We start from the raw sequence: 18,603 nt of genomic DNA on the forward strand, positions 1-18,603 counted from the left end.
TAGGTGCGGAAGATGCAAGGAAAGCTCCCGAAGGCGTGCTGTCGCACTGCGAGGGAGGTTGACGCAGCAGATGCCGTGCATAGCTGGTTTTCCTTGGAAGGGGTTTTTAGAGATACCCTAAAGGAGGATACTATGCATAAGGAATTTTTAATGGGTAATGCTGCCATAGCACGCGGCGCTATCGCAGCAGGTCTGAATTTGGTTTCAGGCTACCCGGGTACTCCCTCCACGGAGGTACTTGAAACTACCGCAAAAGCCAACGACGGCTCAATATACGTCGAGTGGTCGGTAAACGAAAAAGCCGCTATGGAGCTTGGCGCAGGTGCGGCTTACAGCGGCGCCCGCTCAATGGTAACCATGAAGCAGGTGGGTCTCAACGTGGCTTCCGACCCCCTCATGAGCCTTGCCTATATAGGCGTAAAGGGCGGCATGGTAATTCTTGTGGCTGACGACCCGGGCCCCATTTCTTCACAGACAGAACAGGATACAAGACATTTCGCCTCTTTCTCAAAGCTTCCCTGCTTCGACCCTTCGTCTGTACAGGAAGCATATGACATGATACAGGAGGCTTTCGAGTATTCCGAGAAATACCACACTCCCGTGCTTTTCAGACCTACAACAAGAGTCTGTCACGGCTACGCTTCCATTGAGGTCAAGGACAAGGAGGAATACAAGGTAAACAAGCCCGAGGGCTTCGTCAAGGACTCATCAAAGTGGGTCATCTTCCCCCGTCTTTCATACAACGCTCATATCCACATCGAGGAGCGCAATGTTGAGCTTTCCAAGGTATTCTCGGAATATGAGAGAAACATCATCACCGAGGCAGGCGATAAGAGCTGCCGCAGGGGTATCGCTACCCACGGCATCAGCTACACCTACACCATGGAGGCACTCCGCGGAAAGAGCGCACCCAGAGTGTTCAAGGTGTCAACACCCTTCCCATTTCCCGAGCAGGCTGCCGTAAAGTTCCTTGAGGGACTGGACGAGGTGCTCTGTATCGAGGAGCTGGACCCCATCATCGAGAGAGAGCTGACCTACATCTGCGGAAAGTACCACCTTTCCACAAAGATACTGGGCAAGCTTACTCACAATGTAAAGACCGCAGGCGAGAACACCTGTGCATCAGTTGCCGCAAATATTGCCGAATTCATGGGCTGGGAGAAGCCTGCTTCCGCAGAGACCGAGACTCCCCCCGCACTTCCCGTAAGACCTCCCGTGCTCTGCGCAGGCTGTCCTCACAGAGCCTCATTCTTTGCAGTAAAGGAAGCAATGAAGGGCAAGAAGTCAGTATTCTGCGGTGATATCGGCTGCTACACCCTCGGAAATGCCATGCCCCTCGACATGGTGGACACCTGCCTCTGCATGGGCGCAGGCGTGAACATCACTCAGGGTATCGGCAAGATAGAGCCCGACACCAACTGCTTTGCATTCGTGGGCGACTCCACATTCTTCGCATCGGCTATAACAGGCGCCGTGAACGCTGTCTACAATCAGGCTGACATGACACTGGTAGTCCTTGACAACTCCACCACCGCCATGACAGGTCACCAGCCCCACCCAGGCACAGGCCGCACCATGATGGGCGAGGTCGTTGAAAAGGTCAGCATTCAGGAGGTCCTGAAGGGCGTGGGCGTAAAGACAGTTGAGACCGTTGATCCCCTTGAGCTCAGCAAGGCTATCGACACGGTAAAGCGTGTTTCCGCCGAAAAGGGCGTAAAAGCCATCGTGTTCAAGTCACCCTGTGCTGTGCTCATCAAGGGCAACAAGCCCGCTGTTATCGACAGCGTAAAGTGTACCTCCTGCAAGAAGTGCATAAAGACCCTCGGCTGCCCCGGCATCGTACTGAGGGACGGCAGGGTAACTATCGAGAATTCCCTTTGTACAGGCTGCGGACTCTGTTCGCAGGTATGTCCTTTCGGTGCTATAGGAGGTGGCGAAGATGCAGAGTAATATCCTTATCTGCGGCGTAGGAGGTCAGGGAATAGTCCTCACCTCAAAGCTCATCGCCGCAACAGCTATGGAGCATGATATTCCCGTTATGAGCGCAGAGACCATCGGTATGGCTCAGAAGGGCGGAAGCGTTTTCAGCTTTCTGAGACTTGGCGACGATATCTACTGCCCTATGTTCCCCGAGAAGACCGCTGATATAATCATCGGCTTCGAGCCTGCCGAGGCTGTCCGTATGCTGCCCTATCTCAGGGACGGCGGTCAGGTGGTAGTCAATACCCACCCCATAATGCCCGTTACAGCTACTCTCAGCGGCTCTGACTACACAGGGAACGAGATGCTGGATTACCTTCAGCGCAATGTGGAGAATGTGGTTCTCGTTGACGGAAACCGCGCTATCGAGGAGATAGGCTCACCAAAGGTGCTGAACATGGTAATGCTGGGTGCAGCTGTCCGCAACGGCGTGCTCCCGTTCTCGGTGGATGATATCGAGGACACCATGAAAAAGACAGTAAGACCCCAGTTCGTGGAGCTCAACAGCAAGGCTCTGCGATATGACATAAAATAAACCGACACAGACAAGGAGCTATACAATTAATGGAAATTAACTATGTTGACCCAAATACTGCCGCAGAAAATGCAGGTAACGTCTTACCATCAAGAGAAAAATTCGACTACATAAGGGATGAGATGCTTCATGTAAAGGGCTTCAAGAGAGTCTACTTCAACAAGCAGTTCAAGCGTCTCGGAGGCTACCTCATGAACGGCGATACACAGCCCGCAGTCGTGGTATCCGTATCACCGCTGATAATATCCGCCTACTCAGACGAGATGGACGGTGTGCTGTTCCTGAAGTTCCCCGATGCTCTGGCTGATATGTACGGTCTGAGCGTGGGTGCGAGACTTGTTACATCAAACATCTATATCCCCGGAAACAAGCCCGTCAAGGACGTCTACGCAGGTCCTTACTATATGGGCAATTACTGCGACTTTACACCCACTGTACAGCTCTTTATGTGCGACGGCGAGGACAGTATAAGAAACCGTACCGCTCTTTTCGGCGAGGACGTCTGGAAAAGGGTCGAGGAGATGTCATTCTCACGCTTCTCTCAGAAGCACAAGACAAGGGACGGCTTTCAGCTCATGACGAAATTCAGACTACTGTTGCTTATCTTCTGATAAATGTTAATGTGAAAGGAAAGAACGATCATGCAGATCTCTCAGCAGCAGCTTGACCTGGTCAACGACCGCATACGCGCTCTCGTTGAGGCAGGCAGCTTCTATGGAAAAAAGCTTGCAGAAGCAGGCATTACCCACGTTGAAACTCCCGAGGACTTCACAAAACTGCCCTTCTCCGAGAAGAAGGACCTCCGTGACGCATATCCCCTCGGACTCATGACTGCTCCCGAGGAGGAGATAGTCCGCATACATTCATCATCGGGAACTACCGGTACTCCCGTAATTATCCCCTATACAGCCAAGGACGTTGACGACTGGGCTATCATGTTCAAGCGCTGCTACGAAACAGCAGGCATAACCAATATGGACCGCATTCAGATAACCCCCGGCTACGGCCTCTGGACAGCAGGTATCGGCTTCCAGAACGGTGCCGAGAAGCTGGGCGCAATGGTAATACCAATGGGTCCAGGAAATACCGACAAGCAGCTCCAGATGATGCAGGATATGAAGAGCACCGTGCTCTGCTCAACATCTTCATATGCACTTCTTCTTGCTGAGGAGATAGAGAAGCGCGGCATAAAGGATAATATCCACCTCAAAAAGGGAGTTATCGGCTCTGAGAGATGGAGCGACAAGATGCGCAAGCACATCTCCGAGTCGCTGGGCATAGAGCTCTACGATATCTACGGACTTACCGAGATATACGGTCCCGGTATCGGCATAAACTGCGAATATAACGAGGGTATGCACTACTGGGACGACTACCTCTACATAGAGGTCATCGACCCCAAGACAGGCGAGCCCGTGCCCGACGGAGAAATGGGCGAGATCGTCATCACGACCCTCGTCAAGGAGGGCGCTCCCCTTATCCGTTACAGAACACATGACCTTTCAAGGATAATCCCCGGCAAGTGCAAGTGCGGACGCTGCTATCCCCGTCTTGACACCATCATGGGACGTACAGACGACATGATGAAGATAAAGGGCGTCAACGTGTTCCCCAGCCAGATAGAGGAAGTTCTTGCAAACTTCAGCGAGATCAACAGCGAATACCAGATCCGCATATCTCACCTTGACGGCAAGGACACCATGCGTATCTACGTTGAGTCAACAGGCGATGTGGACTTCGATGCACTGAGCAAGAGGATAGCCGAAAAGGTAAAGAGCAGGATAGGCTTCACTCCTATCGTAAAGGTAGTAGAGGTGGGAGTTCTGCCCAGAAGCATGAAGAAGACCGCAAGAGTTATCGACGAGAGATTTGACTGATGAGACACAGCTTTATTGCAGCTGTTATGGGGGCGCTCCTTGCAGCGCCCCTCATTTCGGGCTGCTCGGATAACAATACCTCATATGAAAGCAGCTCTGAGCTCACCACCGAAGCACCAGAGACTACTGCTCCTGCCGAGGAGGAGACCACGGAAAAGGCGTCTGAAGCCGAATCGGAAGAAATATCCGCAAACATGGCGGACGTTGTCTCCAACGGCAATGATATCCTTTATATCATGGACAACGGCGACTATGTCTATGTTACCGAAAAAAACGATCAGGACGGTCCTCACGAGGTCTATGTCCGCGACAACAGAAAGGGCAGTACCGAGGAGCTCGACCTGCCCGAATACAGCGTGGTATACCACTGTGACGGGGAAAAGCTCTATTACTACTCTCCCGATGAGGGACTGTGCGTTTACGATGAGGGGAAGTCCTCCCTGCTCAGCAAGGATACAAAGTCCGCGGACTTTGTACCGAGGAGAGAGAGCTTTTACTTCTTCGATGACGGCATACTTTTCTGCTGTCCCGACGGCGAGGAGACCGAAATAAAGATCATGGACTACTCGGGAAAGCTCTCACAGGAAAGCTTTCACATAGACCATAAAAACGCCCGTATCGTGGGATATGCGGATATCGGCGGAAAGACCTGCCTTATCTGCTCCTATGATGTGGGAGTCAAGGAGCATATCATCGCATTTGACGGAGCCTCCTCAGCCTCCTACAAGGAGCTTGCTGTGGGCGAGCGCCCCGTTATCACAGGCGGAAAGCTGTACTATATCGACTTCAACAAGCTGTACAGCATCCCTGTGGATGGCGGAGAGCCTAAGCAGGTAAGCGAAACTCCATGCATGAAATACTGCTTCCTCGGGGACAAGCTCATCTTCACGGACACAAAGTCAGTCTTTTCCCTTGACAGCAGCGGCGAAAAGGAGATCATGGACTGCAGCGACCTGACAGAGTGTGACTTCATAAAAGAAATAGGCACAGCCGACGGCAGGCTCTTTGTACGCGGAGGCTCGGGAGCTTTCTACTCCTGCCTTGCGGAAACAGACGAAAATGGCAGTATCATCGAGGAGATATACTCGGGCGAAAAACGATAACTGATATATGGATATAAACGAACTTCTCGCGCTGATATTTATAATAGCCCTTATCGCTTTTGCGGTATGGCTGTACAAAAGGCTTCACAAGCCCGATATTACCAAGCTCTACAACGCCAAGACCATCCTCACCGACAGGGAGTATGAGTTCTACACCCGTCTGAAGCCCCTTGCGGATCAGTACGGGCTTAATATCTACACCAAGGTCAGGCTTGCGGACCTTATCGAGCCCAAGCCCAAGGAGGAGAACCCATACTGGATGGAGTGCTTCAACAAGATAAAGGCAAAGCATATCGACTTTGCCCTTGCCGACGATGAGACCTGCATCGTGGCGCTCATAGAGCTGGACGACACCTCCCACGCCCGCGCTGACCGCGTGGAAAGGGACGATTTCGTCAACGCCGTGCTGGAGAACACGGGCTACACCCTGCTCCGAACCTACGGCGACCTTGACGTTATCGAGGAATACCTGAAATAAAAAAGCATGGCTACTGTGATGCTTATATAGAAATTTATACGAAACTATCGGGGAAAAACCTTTCTGAGGAAAGGTTCTCCTCTGACGGAGGCGCGCCCCTCTGTCACTGCGTGACATCTCCCCGCACTGCGGGGAGTCACCCCGAACCCCTTTTCCAAAGACTTTTGGCTGGTTTTTATCAGGACAGGGCGCCTTAAATATAATAAAAAGGCATATATTATCAAGCGCCCTGTCCTGATAAAAACAAAACAGAGTCCTCAGAAAAAGAATTAAGGGAAGCACTTCTTCAAAAGGACTTCCCTCAAAATTACGCGTAAAACTGCTATATAAGTATACCGATAGCCATACTTTTTGTAGGGGCGCACAATGTGCGCCCCTGCGCTTTCAGCTCTCAACTGTCAATCTGTATACCTTATCCACGGTATGTAAGCTGTATGTCAAAAAGACCTCACCGCCGGCACCGACCATGGTGTTCTCCACATTATGTATACTGTTGAAGGATATTCCGTCCTCCTGCCTTCTGATGTCCCCATATATGCCCTTTTCGCAGACAGGGTAGGTGAGTCCCAACTCGGGCATTATGCAGTATACAGGCATCCGGAAGGTATTGCTCCTGTTTCCGATGAACACCATTCCGCAGCTGTAGGTTATCTCGTCACCCATGTCCGTGATGTCGGAGATATAGTGCTCCATCTTCGTGATATCATAGGTGTGGAGCTTATTCCCCGACCTTATGATGAAGCACTCTGCGTCGGCATATACGATTATGCCCGTGGAGACAGAGGTCTCCGCGTGGTAAAACTCGTTGTCCATATCCAGCTTGCGGCTGCCCTCACGCTTTACCAGATGGCTCTGTACACCGTTGAAGCGGTCGTTTGACACCGAATTTTAGGGAGCTTCTATATCCTCGCTCAGCACAAATCCATCCTTGTCGCTGTCAAACTTGTAAAGCACCCCGTCATCATCGCTGTCCTTTGGATATGCGAGTATGCAGACAGCTCCCGTATCATCGCTCAGCACAAATCCGTCCTTGTCGCTGTCAAACTTGTAAAGCACCCCGTCATCATCGCTGTCCTTTGGATATGCGAGTATGCAGACAGCTCCCGTATCATCGGTATGGAGCCATAAATACTCCTCGGTGCTGCCCTCAAAGACCTGCTCCGTCTCATGGGTATAGAGGTCGGTCTTATAGATCACGCTGCCCTTTTCACCCGAGGAGTCGTAGACCTCACTGAACAGGGCTCCATTTCCGAAGCATGGGGGATTAAAGTGATCCTCCAGTCTCTCGGCTGACCAGCTGTATACCTCCTCAGTGCTTCCGCTTTTCGGGTCATAGCATAACACTTCCCAGTCATATATGTCAAACTTGAAATTGGGGTAGGAAATGTAGAGGAAGCAGAGGTCATTCTCGGTATAGCAGTTTTCTATGACTCCCTCTATGGGCTTGTCTACGAAATCCTGCCAGTTATATACAGTCTGGTCGTTCCAGTATTCCTGCCCGTAGCATTGCTCGGCGAACTCCGCCCTGTTGCAGACAGGTATCCTCTCGCCCACCTCAATGCCGCTGAGGTCTGTGCTCTCCACCTTTACGGGAGCCTCTCCCTCGGGATAGCTCAGTGTGACGTTCAGCACCTTGAAATCGCTGTCGCTGTACTCAGCCTTTGTACTTATTTCGTTTTCCTCGGTGTAGTCGCCCGTGATGTCATCGGTCACCGAGCTGACCTTTTTCTTCTCGGCGCAGCCCCAGCCCAGCACCGAAACTGCCGCCAGTATCAGGGCTATTCTCTTATTCATCGTTTTCATCCGCAGTGAACCAGAAGTATATGTACTCATAGTCAGAATACTCCGTATGTGTGAAGTCACCGTCAGGGGTACTTACCGTCACTGGCTTTGATTTTGTAGGACGGTAGGTCATGAACATCGCATTTTTTCTGTCATTGCCGAAAAGTCCCGTACTCATGTTCATCAGGCTTCCGTCATCATGAGGAGCTGACTCAATAGGGAAAACAAGTCCCAGAGAAGGCATGATGTAGTAAGCGCCACCTGTACGCATACCGCCCATATATGTGATAACTCCGTCACCGAAGGCAATGCAGTTTCCGCCGTAGTTGGTATAATCAATGACATAGTGCTGCATGGTCTCAAAGTCGAATTCGTGCAGGACATATTTAGAAACGCCGCCATTTCCTCCGCCGTTGGAAAGGGTAAGAATAAGCTTATCCCTGCCCGCATATACTATATCGCAGTTGTTGAGACCTGTTGACACTCTGTATTCCTCGGTTACAACGTCGTATTTTCGTGTGCCCTCTGGCTTTTCCTTCCACGCAAAGAGCTCCCCGTATATGTTGGGGAACTCCTCTGTGCCCCATTTGCTTTCTTCAGCAGGGCTGAAAACGGAATAAAGCTCCTTCCACTCCCCCGTATCGAAATCGTACTCCTTCATGGTCATGTCCGAGCCATGCTCAATGAAGAAGTTCTCATTGTCGTTGGAGTATACTATCTCTCCTTCCTTGGGCTTATAGTCCTTGTCCACCTTTTCCCTCTGAGGGACGGAAAATGTAACTATGAGCCTGTCGGCGTCATTGGAGACCATGTGGCCATAACCGTCATCTTCGCTTTCCAGTATCTGCTCCATCTCGCCTGTTTCCCCGTCAAAGCGGCAGATGCCCATAGTATCCGTATCCACGAAAAGCTCTCCGCGGACGGAGCATATCTGCCTTATCTCAAGGCTGTTTTCGGGGTCGGAGTGATGGAGTATCTCCTTCAGCTCTCCCTTTTCCGTATCATAGCGGAAAACCGAGCTCTCATGGCATCCGTAACAGAGCGTATCGAAATTTACGGCTATATAGGCAGTTGTGCCGCAGCCAATTGCGGAGGTGATCATAAGATCATCGGGGGTGACAAAGCTCGCTTCCCATTCCGCTACCCTGTCTGCTATAAATCGTTCCTCACGGTAGCCGCTGTCTAAATATTCCATGAACCTGTCGCGGTATTTCTCGTCCCTGCACGGGGATATCCTGCTGCCGAAGTCCTGCTCCTTAGATGAAAATTCGCAGCGCTTATAGGGGAACTCCCTGTCCGTAATGGTAGTATTCACATCCACTGTGGCGAAATCCTCGGCGGAATATGTCATAAACTCCCTTTCCACGGGCTCTCCCGAAATGTCCTCACCTGTCTCCGACACGGGAGCCGAGGACTTTTTATTCTTATTCTCACTGCATGAGAAAGTGCTGAAAGCAAGCATTGAAGCCGCAAATAAACATAATACCCTTTTCATGATGATGCTCCTTTCGGATAGTCTTCATATATAAGTGATTTCAGAGGGCGGAAAAGACGAAGATTTTTCATGTTAAAACAAAAAAATATATATCCATTATATCGCACCGACCTCACACTGTCAATACCAAACCAAGCACTAATCACTAACAACTAATATCTCAATACTTGCTTTATCAGTAAGTTTATGTTATAAGCGGAGTGCCTCCGCTGCCTGTTTCGCGGCAGAATACTGTAAAATATCGGCTTTATCGCCGCGCCACTTGCTTTATCAGTAAGTTTATGTTATAAGCGGAGTGCCTCCGCCGCCTGTTTCGCGGCAGAATACTGTAAAATATCGGCTTTATCGCCGCGCCACTTGCTATTTTAAAGCATTTATGTTATAATAGTAAGATACACAAACTATTGACATTTTTCCACACGCTATGAACCAACGATACTATATTCCCATAGGAGATACAAATGAGTACTGAAACTATAATGAAATACGATTCTCCCGCTGAGAGCTACATTGAAGCTCTGCCTATCGGAAACGGACGTATCGGAGCTATGATATGGGGCACACCCGATAAGGAGTCGATCACTCTCAACGAGGATTCTTTCTGGTCGGGCGGTCTGCGCCACCGTATCAACCCCGACGCAAAGGAGGGCTTCAAAGAAGCCCGCAGCCTGCTCATGGAGGGTAAGCCCTCGGAAGCCGAGGACGCTGCCTTCACGAAAATGCAGGGTGTCACGCCCAATATGCGAAGATATATGCCCCTCGGCGAGCTGAAGATAGACCTCCGGCTGGACGGCAGGGCAAGGGAGTATTCACGCAGTCTCGACATCGGCAGCGCCGTTGCGGACGCTTCCTTTACCGTCAACGGGGTAACATACACAAAGGAGTATTTTGTCTCCGCACCCGATGAGGTCATGGCTGTGCGCATAAGCGCATCGGAGCCGCAGATGGTGTCCTTCTCCTGCTGCATAGACAGCCCCGAGGACCTTTACGACGACAACCGTCCCTGCGGCGGAAATATGATACTTTTCAGCGGCGGCACAGGCGGTGCAAACGGTATACTCTTTGCTGCCTGTCTCGGAGCTTCCGCCAAAAACGGCACCGTAAAGGCGGTGGGAAGCAGACTTGTGGTGGAGAATGCCGACGAGGCAACTATAATTCTCTCTGTCCGCACCGACTTCTACAGCCAGAGCTACGCCGAGTCCGCAGAGGTGGACACGGAAATGGCTTTGCAGTGCGAATATGACGAGCTCTACTACCGCCATGTCAACGACTACCGCGAGCTTTTCGACCGCGTGGAGCTTTCTCTCAGCGACAACAGCGAGGAGGAGAACATCGAGTTCCTCACAACTGCCGAAAGGATAGACCGTCTCAAGGGCGACGAGCTTGATAACAAGGACTGCCGCCGTCTTATAAACGATAACAAGCTTTTCGAGCTTTACTTCAACTTCGGAAGATACCTCATGATATCATGCAGTCGTGCAGGCACTCAGCCTGTGGGACTTCAGGGACTCTGGAACGACCTGACAGCTGTACATATCGGCAGCAGGTACATACTCAACATAAATACCGAGATGTGCTACTGGCCGGCAGAGAACTGCGGTCTCCCCGAATGTCACCTGCCCCTTTTCGACCTTCTGGAGAGGGTCTGCGGCAACGGCAGAGTTACCGCAAAAGAGATGTACGGCATCTCAAAGGGCTTCGTATGTCACCATAATACGGATATCTGGGGCGATACCGCTCCTCAGGACGAGAACAGGACGGCTACCATATGGCCTATGGGCGGCGCATGGCTGGCTCTGCACATCTTCGAGCACTATGAGTACACCCTCGACAGGGATTTCCTCAGCGAGAAGTACCACATAATGAAGGAAGCCGCTGAATTCTTCCTTGAATACCTCGCGGAGAACAAGGACGGCAAACTGGTAACAGGGCCCTCTGTATCTCCCGAAAACACATATATCGACGAAAACGGCACAAAGGCAAGCCTATGCATGGGACCTGCCATCGACTCACAGATACTTACGGTGCTGTTCTCAGACGTCATAAAGGCTGCCGGAATACTGGGCAGAGATGAGGCTCTTGCAGGCAAACTGGTGGAAGCTGTAAAGAAACTGCCTCAGCCTCAGGTGGGCAAGTACGGACAGATAATGGAGTGGTCGGAGGACTTCGACGAGACCGATATCGGTCATCTTCATATCTCTCAGCTATTCGCTCTCCATCCCGCCGACCTCATTACTCCACACAGCACACCAAAGCTGTCAGACGCCGCAAGAGCTACTCTTGTGCGCCGTCTTATCAACGGCGGCGGACGTACAGCCTGGAGCTGCTCATGGGTCACAAATATGTGGGCAAGGCTCTATGACAGCCGCATGGTCTCGGAAAATCTGAAAAGACTGCTGTCACACTATACCGCTCCCAACATGATGTCGTGGAAGCCCTCCATGAGCATTGACGGCAATCTGGGCGGCACTGCCGCTATTGCGGAATCGCTCATTCAGAGCTGCGGAGGCTGTGTATACCTGCTGCCCGCCCTCCCCGACGAGTGGAGCAAGGGTCACGTCAGGGGACTCAGAGCAAAGGGCGGCTTCATCGTGGATATGAACTGGATAGAGAACAAGCTGAGCTCCGCGGAGATATATTCATCTCTGGGCGGCGAGCTGCGTCTGAGGACCAACTCCGTAGTCAGCATAACCTGCGGCGGAGAATCGGTCAACTCTCGCATAGAGGACGGCGCTGTGGTATTTGCCACGGAACAGGGCAGAAAATATACTGTCAAAGCCTGATATAGGAGGAACAAATGGATATTCGCAAGATCATCGCTCTTGCAGCTGCTGTGGGAGCTGCCGCATCGGCATTCTCAGCCTGCAGCAAAAGCAAAAAGGTTTCGGTAACGGCTTCCGTGCCTATAATCGAGGAAACTACTGCTAAAAAGACCACCGAGCCGACTACCACGGTTCCTGTGGAGACATTTCCCGATTACCCCGTTACCTTCCCCGAGATAGAAAAGACCCAGTCCGGCAACCTCTATGAGGCGGAAAAGGGCGAGCTGAAAGGCGGCGCAAAGGCTGCAACAGATCTGCCCGAATTCAGCGGAGATGGCTATGTTACGGGCTTTGGCGACAAGGGCGAGGCTTCGGTAACATTCGAGGTTGACGTCCCCAGCAATCAGCACTATGACTTATCCTTCAACATCTCAGCAAAAAAGGCTGTGGACTGCCGACTGACGCTGGGCGACGAGCAGCTGACAGTGTTCAGGACCACCGACAACGACCAGTTCACCTATATCACCATATACGGAGTATTCCTCACAAAGGGCAAGCAGAAGATAACCTTGACTCCGCAGAACGGCGATATGTGCATAGACTATCTCAAGATAGAAAACAATACCTCCCTCAGCGACATCAGCTATAACGCCAAGGGCGAGCTGGTAAACAAGAACGCAGGGGAGTCCGCAAAGGAGCTCATGAGCTTCCTCACGGAGAATTACGGACAGTATATCATCACGGGACAGTATGCCTACGGCGGAGATAACTCCGAAATGGACCTTATCTACCGCACCACAGGCAAATACCCCGTTATACGCTTTTCAAACTTTGAGGTGCCCGACGAGAGCTTCGATGAGAGCTTCAAAGAAATAGACGCTGCCGCAGACTGGTATCTCGGCGGCGGCATCACCTGTGTAAGCTGGTTCTGGGAGTCTCCATCGGACAAGAAAAGCGGCATCCGCACCGAGGATACCGACTTCGACCTTTCAAAGGCTGTCACAGAGGAGGATATCTCACTTCTCACAGAGGAGGAGCTGAGAGAGATGTACAGCAAGGGCACTATTTCCAAAGAGTGCTACGGTCTCATCCTTGACATCGACAGTATGGCAGGACAGCTCACATCGCTGAAAAACAGGGGAGTCCCCGTGCTGTGGAGACCTCTACCCGAGGGCTGCGGCGACTGGTACTGGTGGGGCGCCAAGGGAAATGCTCCCTATAAGTGGCTCTGGCAGCTCATCTACGACCGCTTTACCAAGTATTTCGAGCTGGACAACCTTATCTGGATATGGAACGGTCAGAGTGAGAGCTCTCTTGTGGACAAGCGTACCTTTGATATTGCTGCGGTAGACCTCTACCTCGACGGCGAAAAGGACTACGGAAACAGATTTTACGAGGAATTTGCTGCTGTACAGAAGTTCGTGGGCAGCGATAAGCTCATTGCCCTCAGCGAGTGCGGAAGCGTTCCCGATATGGACACCGCCTTCCGCGACAACGCAGTATGGTCCTTCTTCGGACTGTGGTACGGAAAGTACATTCAGGACGAAAAGGGCGAGTATTCCGAGAAATACACCAGCAAGGACGCAATCGTCAGGGCTTATAACTCCGACGGTGCAATGACTCTGGACGAGTATCAGAAAATGAGAGGTCTCGAACCTCAGCCTGCTGAGGCAGATACCGACGAATAAGCAAGGAGGCTTCCTATGAACGACGATATTTCGCCAATCAAGCCCGATTCCGACACTCAGGCGGAGCTGATGGTAAAGATGCTCCACGAGGTGGCAAGGAACGACCACAAGGCAACAAGCTTCAAAATTTGGGAGACCCTTGTGCTCACCCCTTTCTCTCAGCCCGAGGACCTTTTCCTGTTCATGGAGGACGACTTCGCCCTGCTGAATACGGGAAACAAGACCTTCACCCAGCTCAGGACAGAGGCACAGAAGGCTGCCGAAAAGAAATACGGTCTCAAGGGAAATGTGACCCTCGAAAAGATATACGACATCTTCACCAAGATGAGCGGCATCACTCCCACGGGAAGGGAAAAGCTGTTCAACCGCGAGTGTGACCTCATCCACCATTTTGCCTTTGCCAGAAATACGGGAAAGCTCCTGTTCGATAAGGCTAAGGACTGCAAGAACAAGATAATCATCACCTCGGAGTCCATATATCCGAGAGATGTTATTGTAAAGATACTCTGCGACTGCGGCTACGGAGCATATGACGCTCTGATAATCCCTGCCGAGCAGAATATCCCCGATTCCGCAGAAACTGCTTACCTCGATGTGGTAGTGAAAAAATCGGGATTGGAAGCTTCAAATATCCTCCACATCGGCGGCGACTTCACAAGTGACGTAGAGGCTCCTATTGTAAGAGGTATGCGCGCGCTGATGCTACAGCCTGCCATGGCTCTTATGATAAAGTCGGGAAGGCTCCGCGGCTTCATTGAGGATAAACACCTCTACGACATAGATGAACCTGCATTTACTGCCCTCAGGTGCGCTCTTGCACTGTATGCGGCTTACGGTTTCGATACTCCCCAGAATAAGGTGCCAAAAAGCGATTTCTGCGGTCAATGCCGTATGCTGGGCTTCATGGTGCTGGGTCCTCTTATGTTCATTGAGGAATTCTCCCCCGAGACAGAGCTTCAGAAAGAGCTCATAGCCGCTATGGAGAATAATAAGGAGATATCTGAGGGAAAACGGGACTTTGAACAGATGGTCTACCACCATTTCGGAGATTTCATCGGGAAATACGGCGGCGAAGGCTGTCAGCTGCCGCTGGAATTCATCGAAAAATTCAGCTATATCGGCGACAGAGAACTGATAAAGCCAACTCTTTCCGAAATTGGTCTCAAAAAATGGGGAAAACCCGCCAATGAACCAAAACTCGCTCCCGTACATACAAAAGCGGTCAAAAAGAACCCTCTTCAGAAGCTTGCCGACAAGCTTTTCCCCCAAGGCACAAGAGTCAGGGAGATATCAGAGGGCATACTCACGGGAAAAAAGAAAAAGTGACCGCAGCTTTTTCCCTTATAACTTCAAATGCGACAGCCGTTTTCGACGGCGTTTTATAACAGCTATGGGTTATTACATTTCCCACCCAAAAATACCGTAAGAACCTAAAAAATCCCGTTGCCGCCCCCTTTTGCTTTGTGTTATCATTATTGAGCGGTCAGAGACCGTCAAGCAAAAGGAGGTATAAATAATGAATAACAAGATCAAGGTACTTATCGGCGATGATTCAGCCGAAACAGGTGTAAGCGTGGCTAATAAGCTCCGCGAAAAGGGAATGTACGCCTATACAAGGCGCAGAGACTGCGGTATCATACTTGAGTCTATAAAGAAGGATCCCCCCGATGTTGCCGTCATGGACATCTCATCACAGAACGGCGACGTCATCTCAGTCATGAGAACTGTCAGGGATTCGGGCGTAAAGCCCCCTGTTTTCATCATAACCTCTGCCTATGACAACGAGTTCATCGAAAGGCAGGTCATGGAAAACGGCGCTTCACGCTTTATGCTCAGACCATACAGCGCAGACGACCTCTGCACCGCCATCAATTCTTCTCTCGGAGACAGGGTAAGCAGTCTCAGCGACGACATGGAGGTGGTTGTCACCGACATGATACATCAGCTGGGAGTGCCCGCTCATATAAAAGGATATCACTATCTCAGAACTGCTATCCTTTACTCTATCAAGGACAAAACTCTACTTGACAGCGTAACAAAGCTCCTCTATCCCACTGTGGCAGGTATCTACGATACCACGTCATCACGGGTGGAACGTGCTATCCGCCACGCTATTGAAATAGCATGGGACAGAGGAAATGTGGATACCCTCAACTCGTTCTTCGGCTATACCGTCGATACGGGCAAGGGCAAGCCCACAAATTCGGAATTTATCGCTCTTATAACAGATAAGCTCAGACTGCGCTATAAAAGCACTCTGAATACTCACTGATAACGAATAAGCCGTGACAGTTCCGAATATAATTCCCGTGATGAATAATTACAAGGAGGAACATCATGGCTTTCAGAAAAATCGACATCAGCGAGCTTTCATTCAATCCCTTCGATAAGATAGGCAAACAGTGGATGCTCCTGACAGGCGGAGATAAGGACAGCTTCAACACCATGACAGCTTCATGGGGTCAGCTGGGAGTTCTCTGGAACAAGAACGTCCTTACCTGCTACATCAGACCTAACCGCTATACCTATGACTTCGTCGAGAAAGGTGAGTGCTTCACAGCCTCATTCTACGGCGAGGAATACAGAAGTGCCCTCTCCTTCTGCGGTTCCCATTCGGGCAGGGACTGCGATAAGGCTAAGGAGACAGGTCTCACTCCTGCCGAGGTAGACGGCTGCATGGCTTTTGAGGAGGCAGAGCTTGTACTGGTCTGCCGCAAGCTTTACAGCTATGACCTTCAGGAAAGCAGTTTTCTCACAGATGACGGTATCCCCGAAAAGTTCTTCGGCACGGATCCGTATCACCGCGCTTATATCTCCGAGATAGTCGGAGTCTATGTGAAAGATTAAGCGCAAAAGGGGCATAATAACAACACGATACTAACCACACGACAAGTGCTTTTCACAGTAAAAGCCGCTATTGGAGGGAATATGGATATCAACAACATTTTAAAGGAAATAGCTGTAAAAAACGGAGTAACCGAAGCAGAAGTAAGACGCGAGATCGAAGCATCTATCGCGGAAGCCTGCAAAGACCCCAAAAACCCCATAAATAACATCGGTAAAGGCAGAGTTCCTACTACCGAGGAGGTCATGGAGCACGTCCTCAGGGAAGTTGCTAAATCCAGAATGAACTGACTTTTCATATAAAATATCCCCGAAGCTTTTACAAAATGCCTCGGGGTTTGTCTTTATGTCATTTGTATCGGAAAAACAAAACCCCCTTGCAGGACCGTGAGTTGTCCGCAAGGGGTTCATTTCTTATATGATCAAAAAAGACCTTATTCAGCAGAGTTGAGCTTCTTAGCGAGCTGTGACTTCTTTCTTGCAGCCTTATTCTTGTGCATAAGACCCTTTGCGCAAGCCTGATCAACTCTCTTGATAGCAACCTTGATTGCCTCTGCCTTGTCAGCAGAACCAGCTGCTACAGCTGCGTCAGCCTTCTTGAGGATAGTCTTGAGATTAGACTTTCTTGCCTTGTTGGCAGCAGCCTTTGTTGCATTGACCTTTACTCTCTTCTTTGCAGACTTAATGTTTGGCATTACGTTACACCTCCTTGGATTATGCAGACCGAATAATCACCTGCATTTTACAGATAATAGGAGCAAACACGGGTTCGTTCACTCCCGACAGCTGCAACGCACAGCTGCCATACTGAGACAAATATAATTATAACATTTTTCCACACCTTTTTCAATAGCCAAAAGTGAAATTATGACCCGAAATATTTTCCACAATTAAAGCAATATGCACAATATGGAGGAATTCATGGATATTCGTACTGATCTTGCACTTGAAAGCATATCTCCCGACAGCCTGCCCGAAAGCGTTCACATTTCCACAAGGGGAAGGGCTTTCAGGATAACGGAGATAACCATTGACGACGACAGCTGCCTTGACACCATCGGCAAGGGCAGGGGACGCTACATCACCCTTGAGGGCAGCAGTCTCAGCCGATTTGCCGAGGACTATCAGTCCATGACCGAGGAGCTTGCCGCGGAGCTGTCCGCACTTGTGCCCGAGGGGGATATTCTGGTGGCAGGTATCGGCAACAACGATATTACGCCCGACGCCATAGGTCCCCAGACTGCCGCAAAGGTGCTTGCCACGCGGCATCTCAGCTGCGATACCGTGGAGGAGGAGTTTTTCGCGTCCCTGCGCCGAGTCAGCTCCCTTGCAGGTGGAGTCATGGGACAGACGGGCATTGAGTCCGCGGAGCTTATACGGGCAGTAGCAGCGGAGCTCCGCCCTGCCGCCGTCATAGCCGTGGACGCCCTCGCCTGCACGGACATAAGCCGTCTGGGCACCACCATACAGCTCACCGACACAGGCATATCCCCGGGAAGCGGAGTTTCCAACCACCGCATAGAGCTGTCGGAAAAGGTGCTGGGAGTTCCCGTCATCGCCGTGGGAGTCCCTACGGTGGTGGATATGCACACCATAGTCCGCAGCCTGACAGGTGAGAAAATAAACAGGGAGCTGCCAAATATGATGGTAACTCCCCGTGATATAGACCGCCTTACAGAGCGAGCCTCCCAGCTCATCGCCTTCGGCATAAACCTTGCCCTGCAGCCTGCCCTAAGCTTTGAGGACGTAAGAGGGCTGTTTTAAAATTCATAATTCATAATGCATAATTCATAATTATAAAATGGGATTTATGTAAGCATATATATTATTTACCTCTATTCTTTCTGCTTTCAATTATTATTTTAGCCTTTTCTTCGCCTACTAATTTGGAATATAATTCAAACATTTCCTGCTCTTCTGAAATACCGGCTTCTCTTCTCTTTTTTGTCTCCACTTCTCTGTTGTGTTCATCAACCTTATCTTCACAGTCATTAAGTAAATTCATTATTTCATGCTCAAAGCTCCACGAAGATGGTTTAAGCTCCCAAAACAGATATAT

General features: G+C 50.6%; 18 protein-coding genes. 13 read left to right on the plus strand and 5 right to left on the minus strand.

All coding sequences use genetic code 11. From position 1 onward, the window contains the following. Positions 1 to 132 precede the first annotated feature (132 nt). The 6 genes from iorA to DSZ37_RS13400 are packed head-to-tail and all read left to right on the plus strand — an operon-like array spanning position 133 to position 5,973. Positions 133 to 1,950 carry an indolepyruvate ferredoxin oxidoreductase subunit alpha gene (gene iorA, locus DSZ37_RS13375; RefSeq protein WP_109727396.1) on the plus strand — a complete coding sequence of 606 codons (1,818 nt, stop codon included), beginning with the start codon at positions 133 to 135 and terminating at the stop codon, positions 1,948 to 1,950. After that, positions 1,940 to 2,515 (plus strand): indolepyruvate oxidoreductase subunit beta, encoded by a 576-nt coding sequence (locus DSZ37_RS13380; RefSeq protein WP_109727397.1) that lies wholly within the window; start codon positions 1,940 to 1,942, stop codon positions 2,513 to 2,515. Before iorA ends, DSZ37_RS13380 begins: the two co-directional genes overlap by 11 nt. A gap of 29 nt (positions 2,516 to 2,544) precedes the next feature. After that, positions 2,545 to 3,126: a hypothetical protein gene (locus DSZ37_RS13385; protein WP_109727398.1), complete on the plus strand. Its 582-nt coding sequence runs from the start codon at positions 2,545 to 2,547 to the stop codon at positions 3,124 to 3,126. Positions 3,127 to 3,156: 30 nt separating this feature from the next. Continuing rightward, positions 3,157 to 4,392 (plus strand): phenylacetate--CoA ligase family protein, encoded by a 1,236-nt coding sequence (locus DSZ37_RS13390; RefSeq protein ID WP_109727399.1) that lies wholly within the window; start codon positions 3,157 to 3,159, stop codon positions 4,390 to 4,392. Then, on the plus strand, positions 4,392 to 5,495 hold the full coding sequence (locus tag DSZ37_RS13395) for a hypothetical protein (RefSeq protein ID WP_109727400.1): 1,104 nt from the start codon (positions 4,392 to 4,394) through the stop codon (positions 5,493 to 5,495). The genes DSZ37_RS13390 and DSZ37_RS13395 overlap by 1 nt, the downstream gene beginning before the upstream one ends. A 7-nt stretch (positions 5,496 to 5,502) precedes the next feature. Next, positions 5,503 to 5,973: a DUF2726 domain-containing protein gene (locus DSZ37_RS13400; RefSeq protein ID WP_109727401.1), complete on the plus strand. Its 471-nt coding sequence runs from the start codon at positions 5,503 to 5,505 to the stop codon at positions 5,971 to 5,973. Between the two features lie 384 nt (positions 5,974 to 6,357). Here the strand turns inward: DSZ37_RS13400 and DSZ37_RS13405 are convergent, their stop codons facing one another. The 3 genes from DSZ37_RS13405 to DSZ37_RS13415 are packed head-to-tail and all read right to left on the minus strand — an operon-like array spanning position 6,358 to position 9,250. Further along, on the minus strand, positions 6,358 to 6,855 hold the full coding sequence (locus DSZ37_RS13405) for a hypothetical protein (protein WP_109727402.1): 498 nt from the start codon (positions 6,853 to 6,855) through the stop codon (positions 6,358 to 6,360). 6 nt (positions 6,856 to 6,861) lie between these two features. Continuing rightward, positions 6,862 to 7,767 (minus strand): hypothetical protein, encoded by a 906-nt coding sequence (locus tag DSZ37_RS13410; RefSeq protein ID WP_109727403.1) that lies wholly within the window; start codon positions 7,765 to 7,767, stop codon positions 6,862 to 6,864. Then, positions 7,760 to 9,250 (minus strand): hypothetical protein, encoded by a 1,491-nt coding sequence (locus DSZ37_RS13415; RefSeq protein WP_109727404.1) that lies wholly within the window; start codon positions 9,248 to 9,250, stop codon positions 7,760 to 7,762. The genes DSZ37_RS13410 and DSZ37_RS13415 overlap by 8 nt, the downstream gene beginning before the upstream one ends. Before the next feature lie 461 nt (positions 9,251 to 9,711). Here DSZ37_RS13415 and DSZ37_RS13420 point away from each other — a divergent pair, with 461 nt between their 5' ends. The 6 genes from DSZ37_RS13420 (at position 9,712) to DSZ37_RS13445 (ending at position 16,835) form a co-directional block, all read left to right on the plus strand. Continuing rightward, positions 9,712 to 12,033, plus strand: coding sequence for a glycoside hydrolase family 95 protein (locus DSZ37_RS13420; protein WP_109727405.1), 2,322 nt, complete (start codon positions 9,712 to 9,714; stop codon positions 12,031 to 12,033). Between the two features lie 14 nt (positions 12,034 to 12,047). Further along, positions 12,048 to 13,700 carry a glycosyl hydrolase gene (locus DSZ37_RS13425; RefSeq protein WP_109727406.1) on the plus strand — a complete coding sequence of 551 codons (1,653 nt, stop codon included), beginning with the start codon at positions 12,048 to 12,050 and terminating at the stop codon, positions 13,698 to 13,700. A 15-nt stretch (positions 13,701 to 13,715) separates the two neighbouring features. Next, the gene (locus DSZ37_RS13430) at positions 13,716 to 15,026 is read left to right on the plus strand and encodes a hypothetical protein (protein WP_109727407.1); all 1,311 of its coding nucleotides are present in this window, start codon (positions 13,716 to 13,718) and stop codon (positions 15,024 to 15,026) included. A 190-nt stretch (positions 15,027 to 15,216) separates the two neighbouring features. Continuing rightward, complete coding sequence (spo0A, locus tag DSZ37_RS13435) at positions 15,217 to 15,972, plus strand: sporulation transcription factor Spo0A (protein WP_109727408.1); 756 nt, start codon at positions 15,217 to 15,219, stop codon at positions 15,970 to 15,972. A gap of 65 nt (positions 15,973 to 16,037) precedes the next feature. Next, positions 16,038 to 16,547, plus strand: coding sequence for a flavin reductase (locus DSZ37_RS13440; RefSeq protein WP_109727409.1), 510 nt, complete (start codon positions 16,038 to 16,040; stop codon positions 16,545 to 16,547). An 81-nt stretch (positions 16,548 to 16,628) separates the two neighbouring features. After that, positions 16,629 to 16,835: a hypothetical protein gene (locus DSZ37_RS13445; RefSeq protein WP_109727410.1), complete on the plus strand. Its 207-nt coding sequence runs from the start codon at positions 16,629 to 16,631 to the stop codon at positions 16,833 to 16,835. A gap of 143 nt (positions 16,836 to 16,978) precedes the next feature. Here DSZ37_RS13445 and rpsT read toward each other — a convergent pair whose 3' ends face one another. Continuing rightward, positions 16,979 to 17,239 (minus strand): 30S ribosomal protein S20, encoded by a 261-nt coding sequence (gene rpsT, locus DSZ37_RS13450; protein ID WP_028521558.1) that lies wholly within the window; start codon positions 17,237 to 17,239, stop codon positions 16,979 to 16,981. 226 nt (positions 17,240 to 17,465) lie between these two features. Here rpsT and gpr point away from each other — a divergent pair, with 226 nt between their 5' ends. Then, on the plus strand, positions 17,466 to 18,308 hold the full coding sequence (gpr, locus tag DSZ37_RS13455) for a GPR endopeptidase (protein WP_109727411.1): 843 nt from the start codon (positions 17,466 to 17,468) through the stop codon (positions 18,306 to 18,308). Between the two features lie 61 nt (positions 18,309 to 18,369). On the opposite strand, the gene DSZ37_RS13460 is transcribed toward gpr, so the two are convergent. After that, a partial coding sequence (locus DSZ37_RS13460; protein ID WP_181380323.1) for a hypothetical protein occupies positions 18,370 to 18,603 on the minus strand: 234 nt, incomplete at its 5' end.

The organism is Ruminococcus flavefaciens (assembly GCF_900116855.1).
GTDB lineage: Bacteria > Bacillota > Clostridia > Oscillospirales > Ruminococcaceae > Ruminococcus > Ruminococcus flavefaciens_R.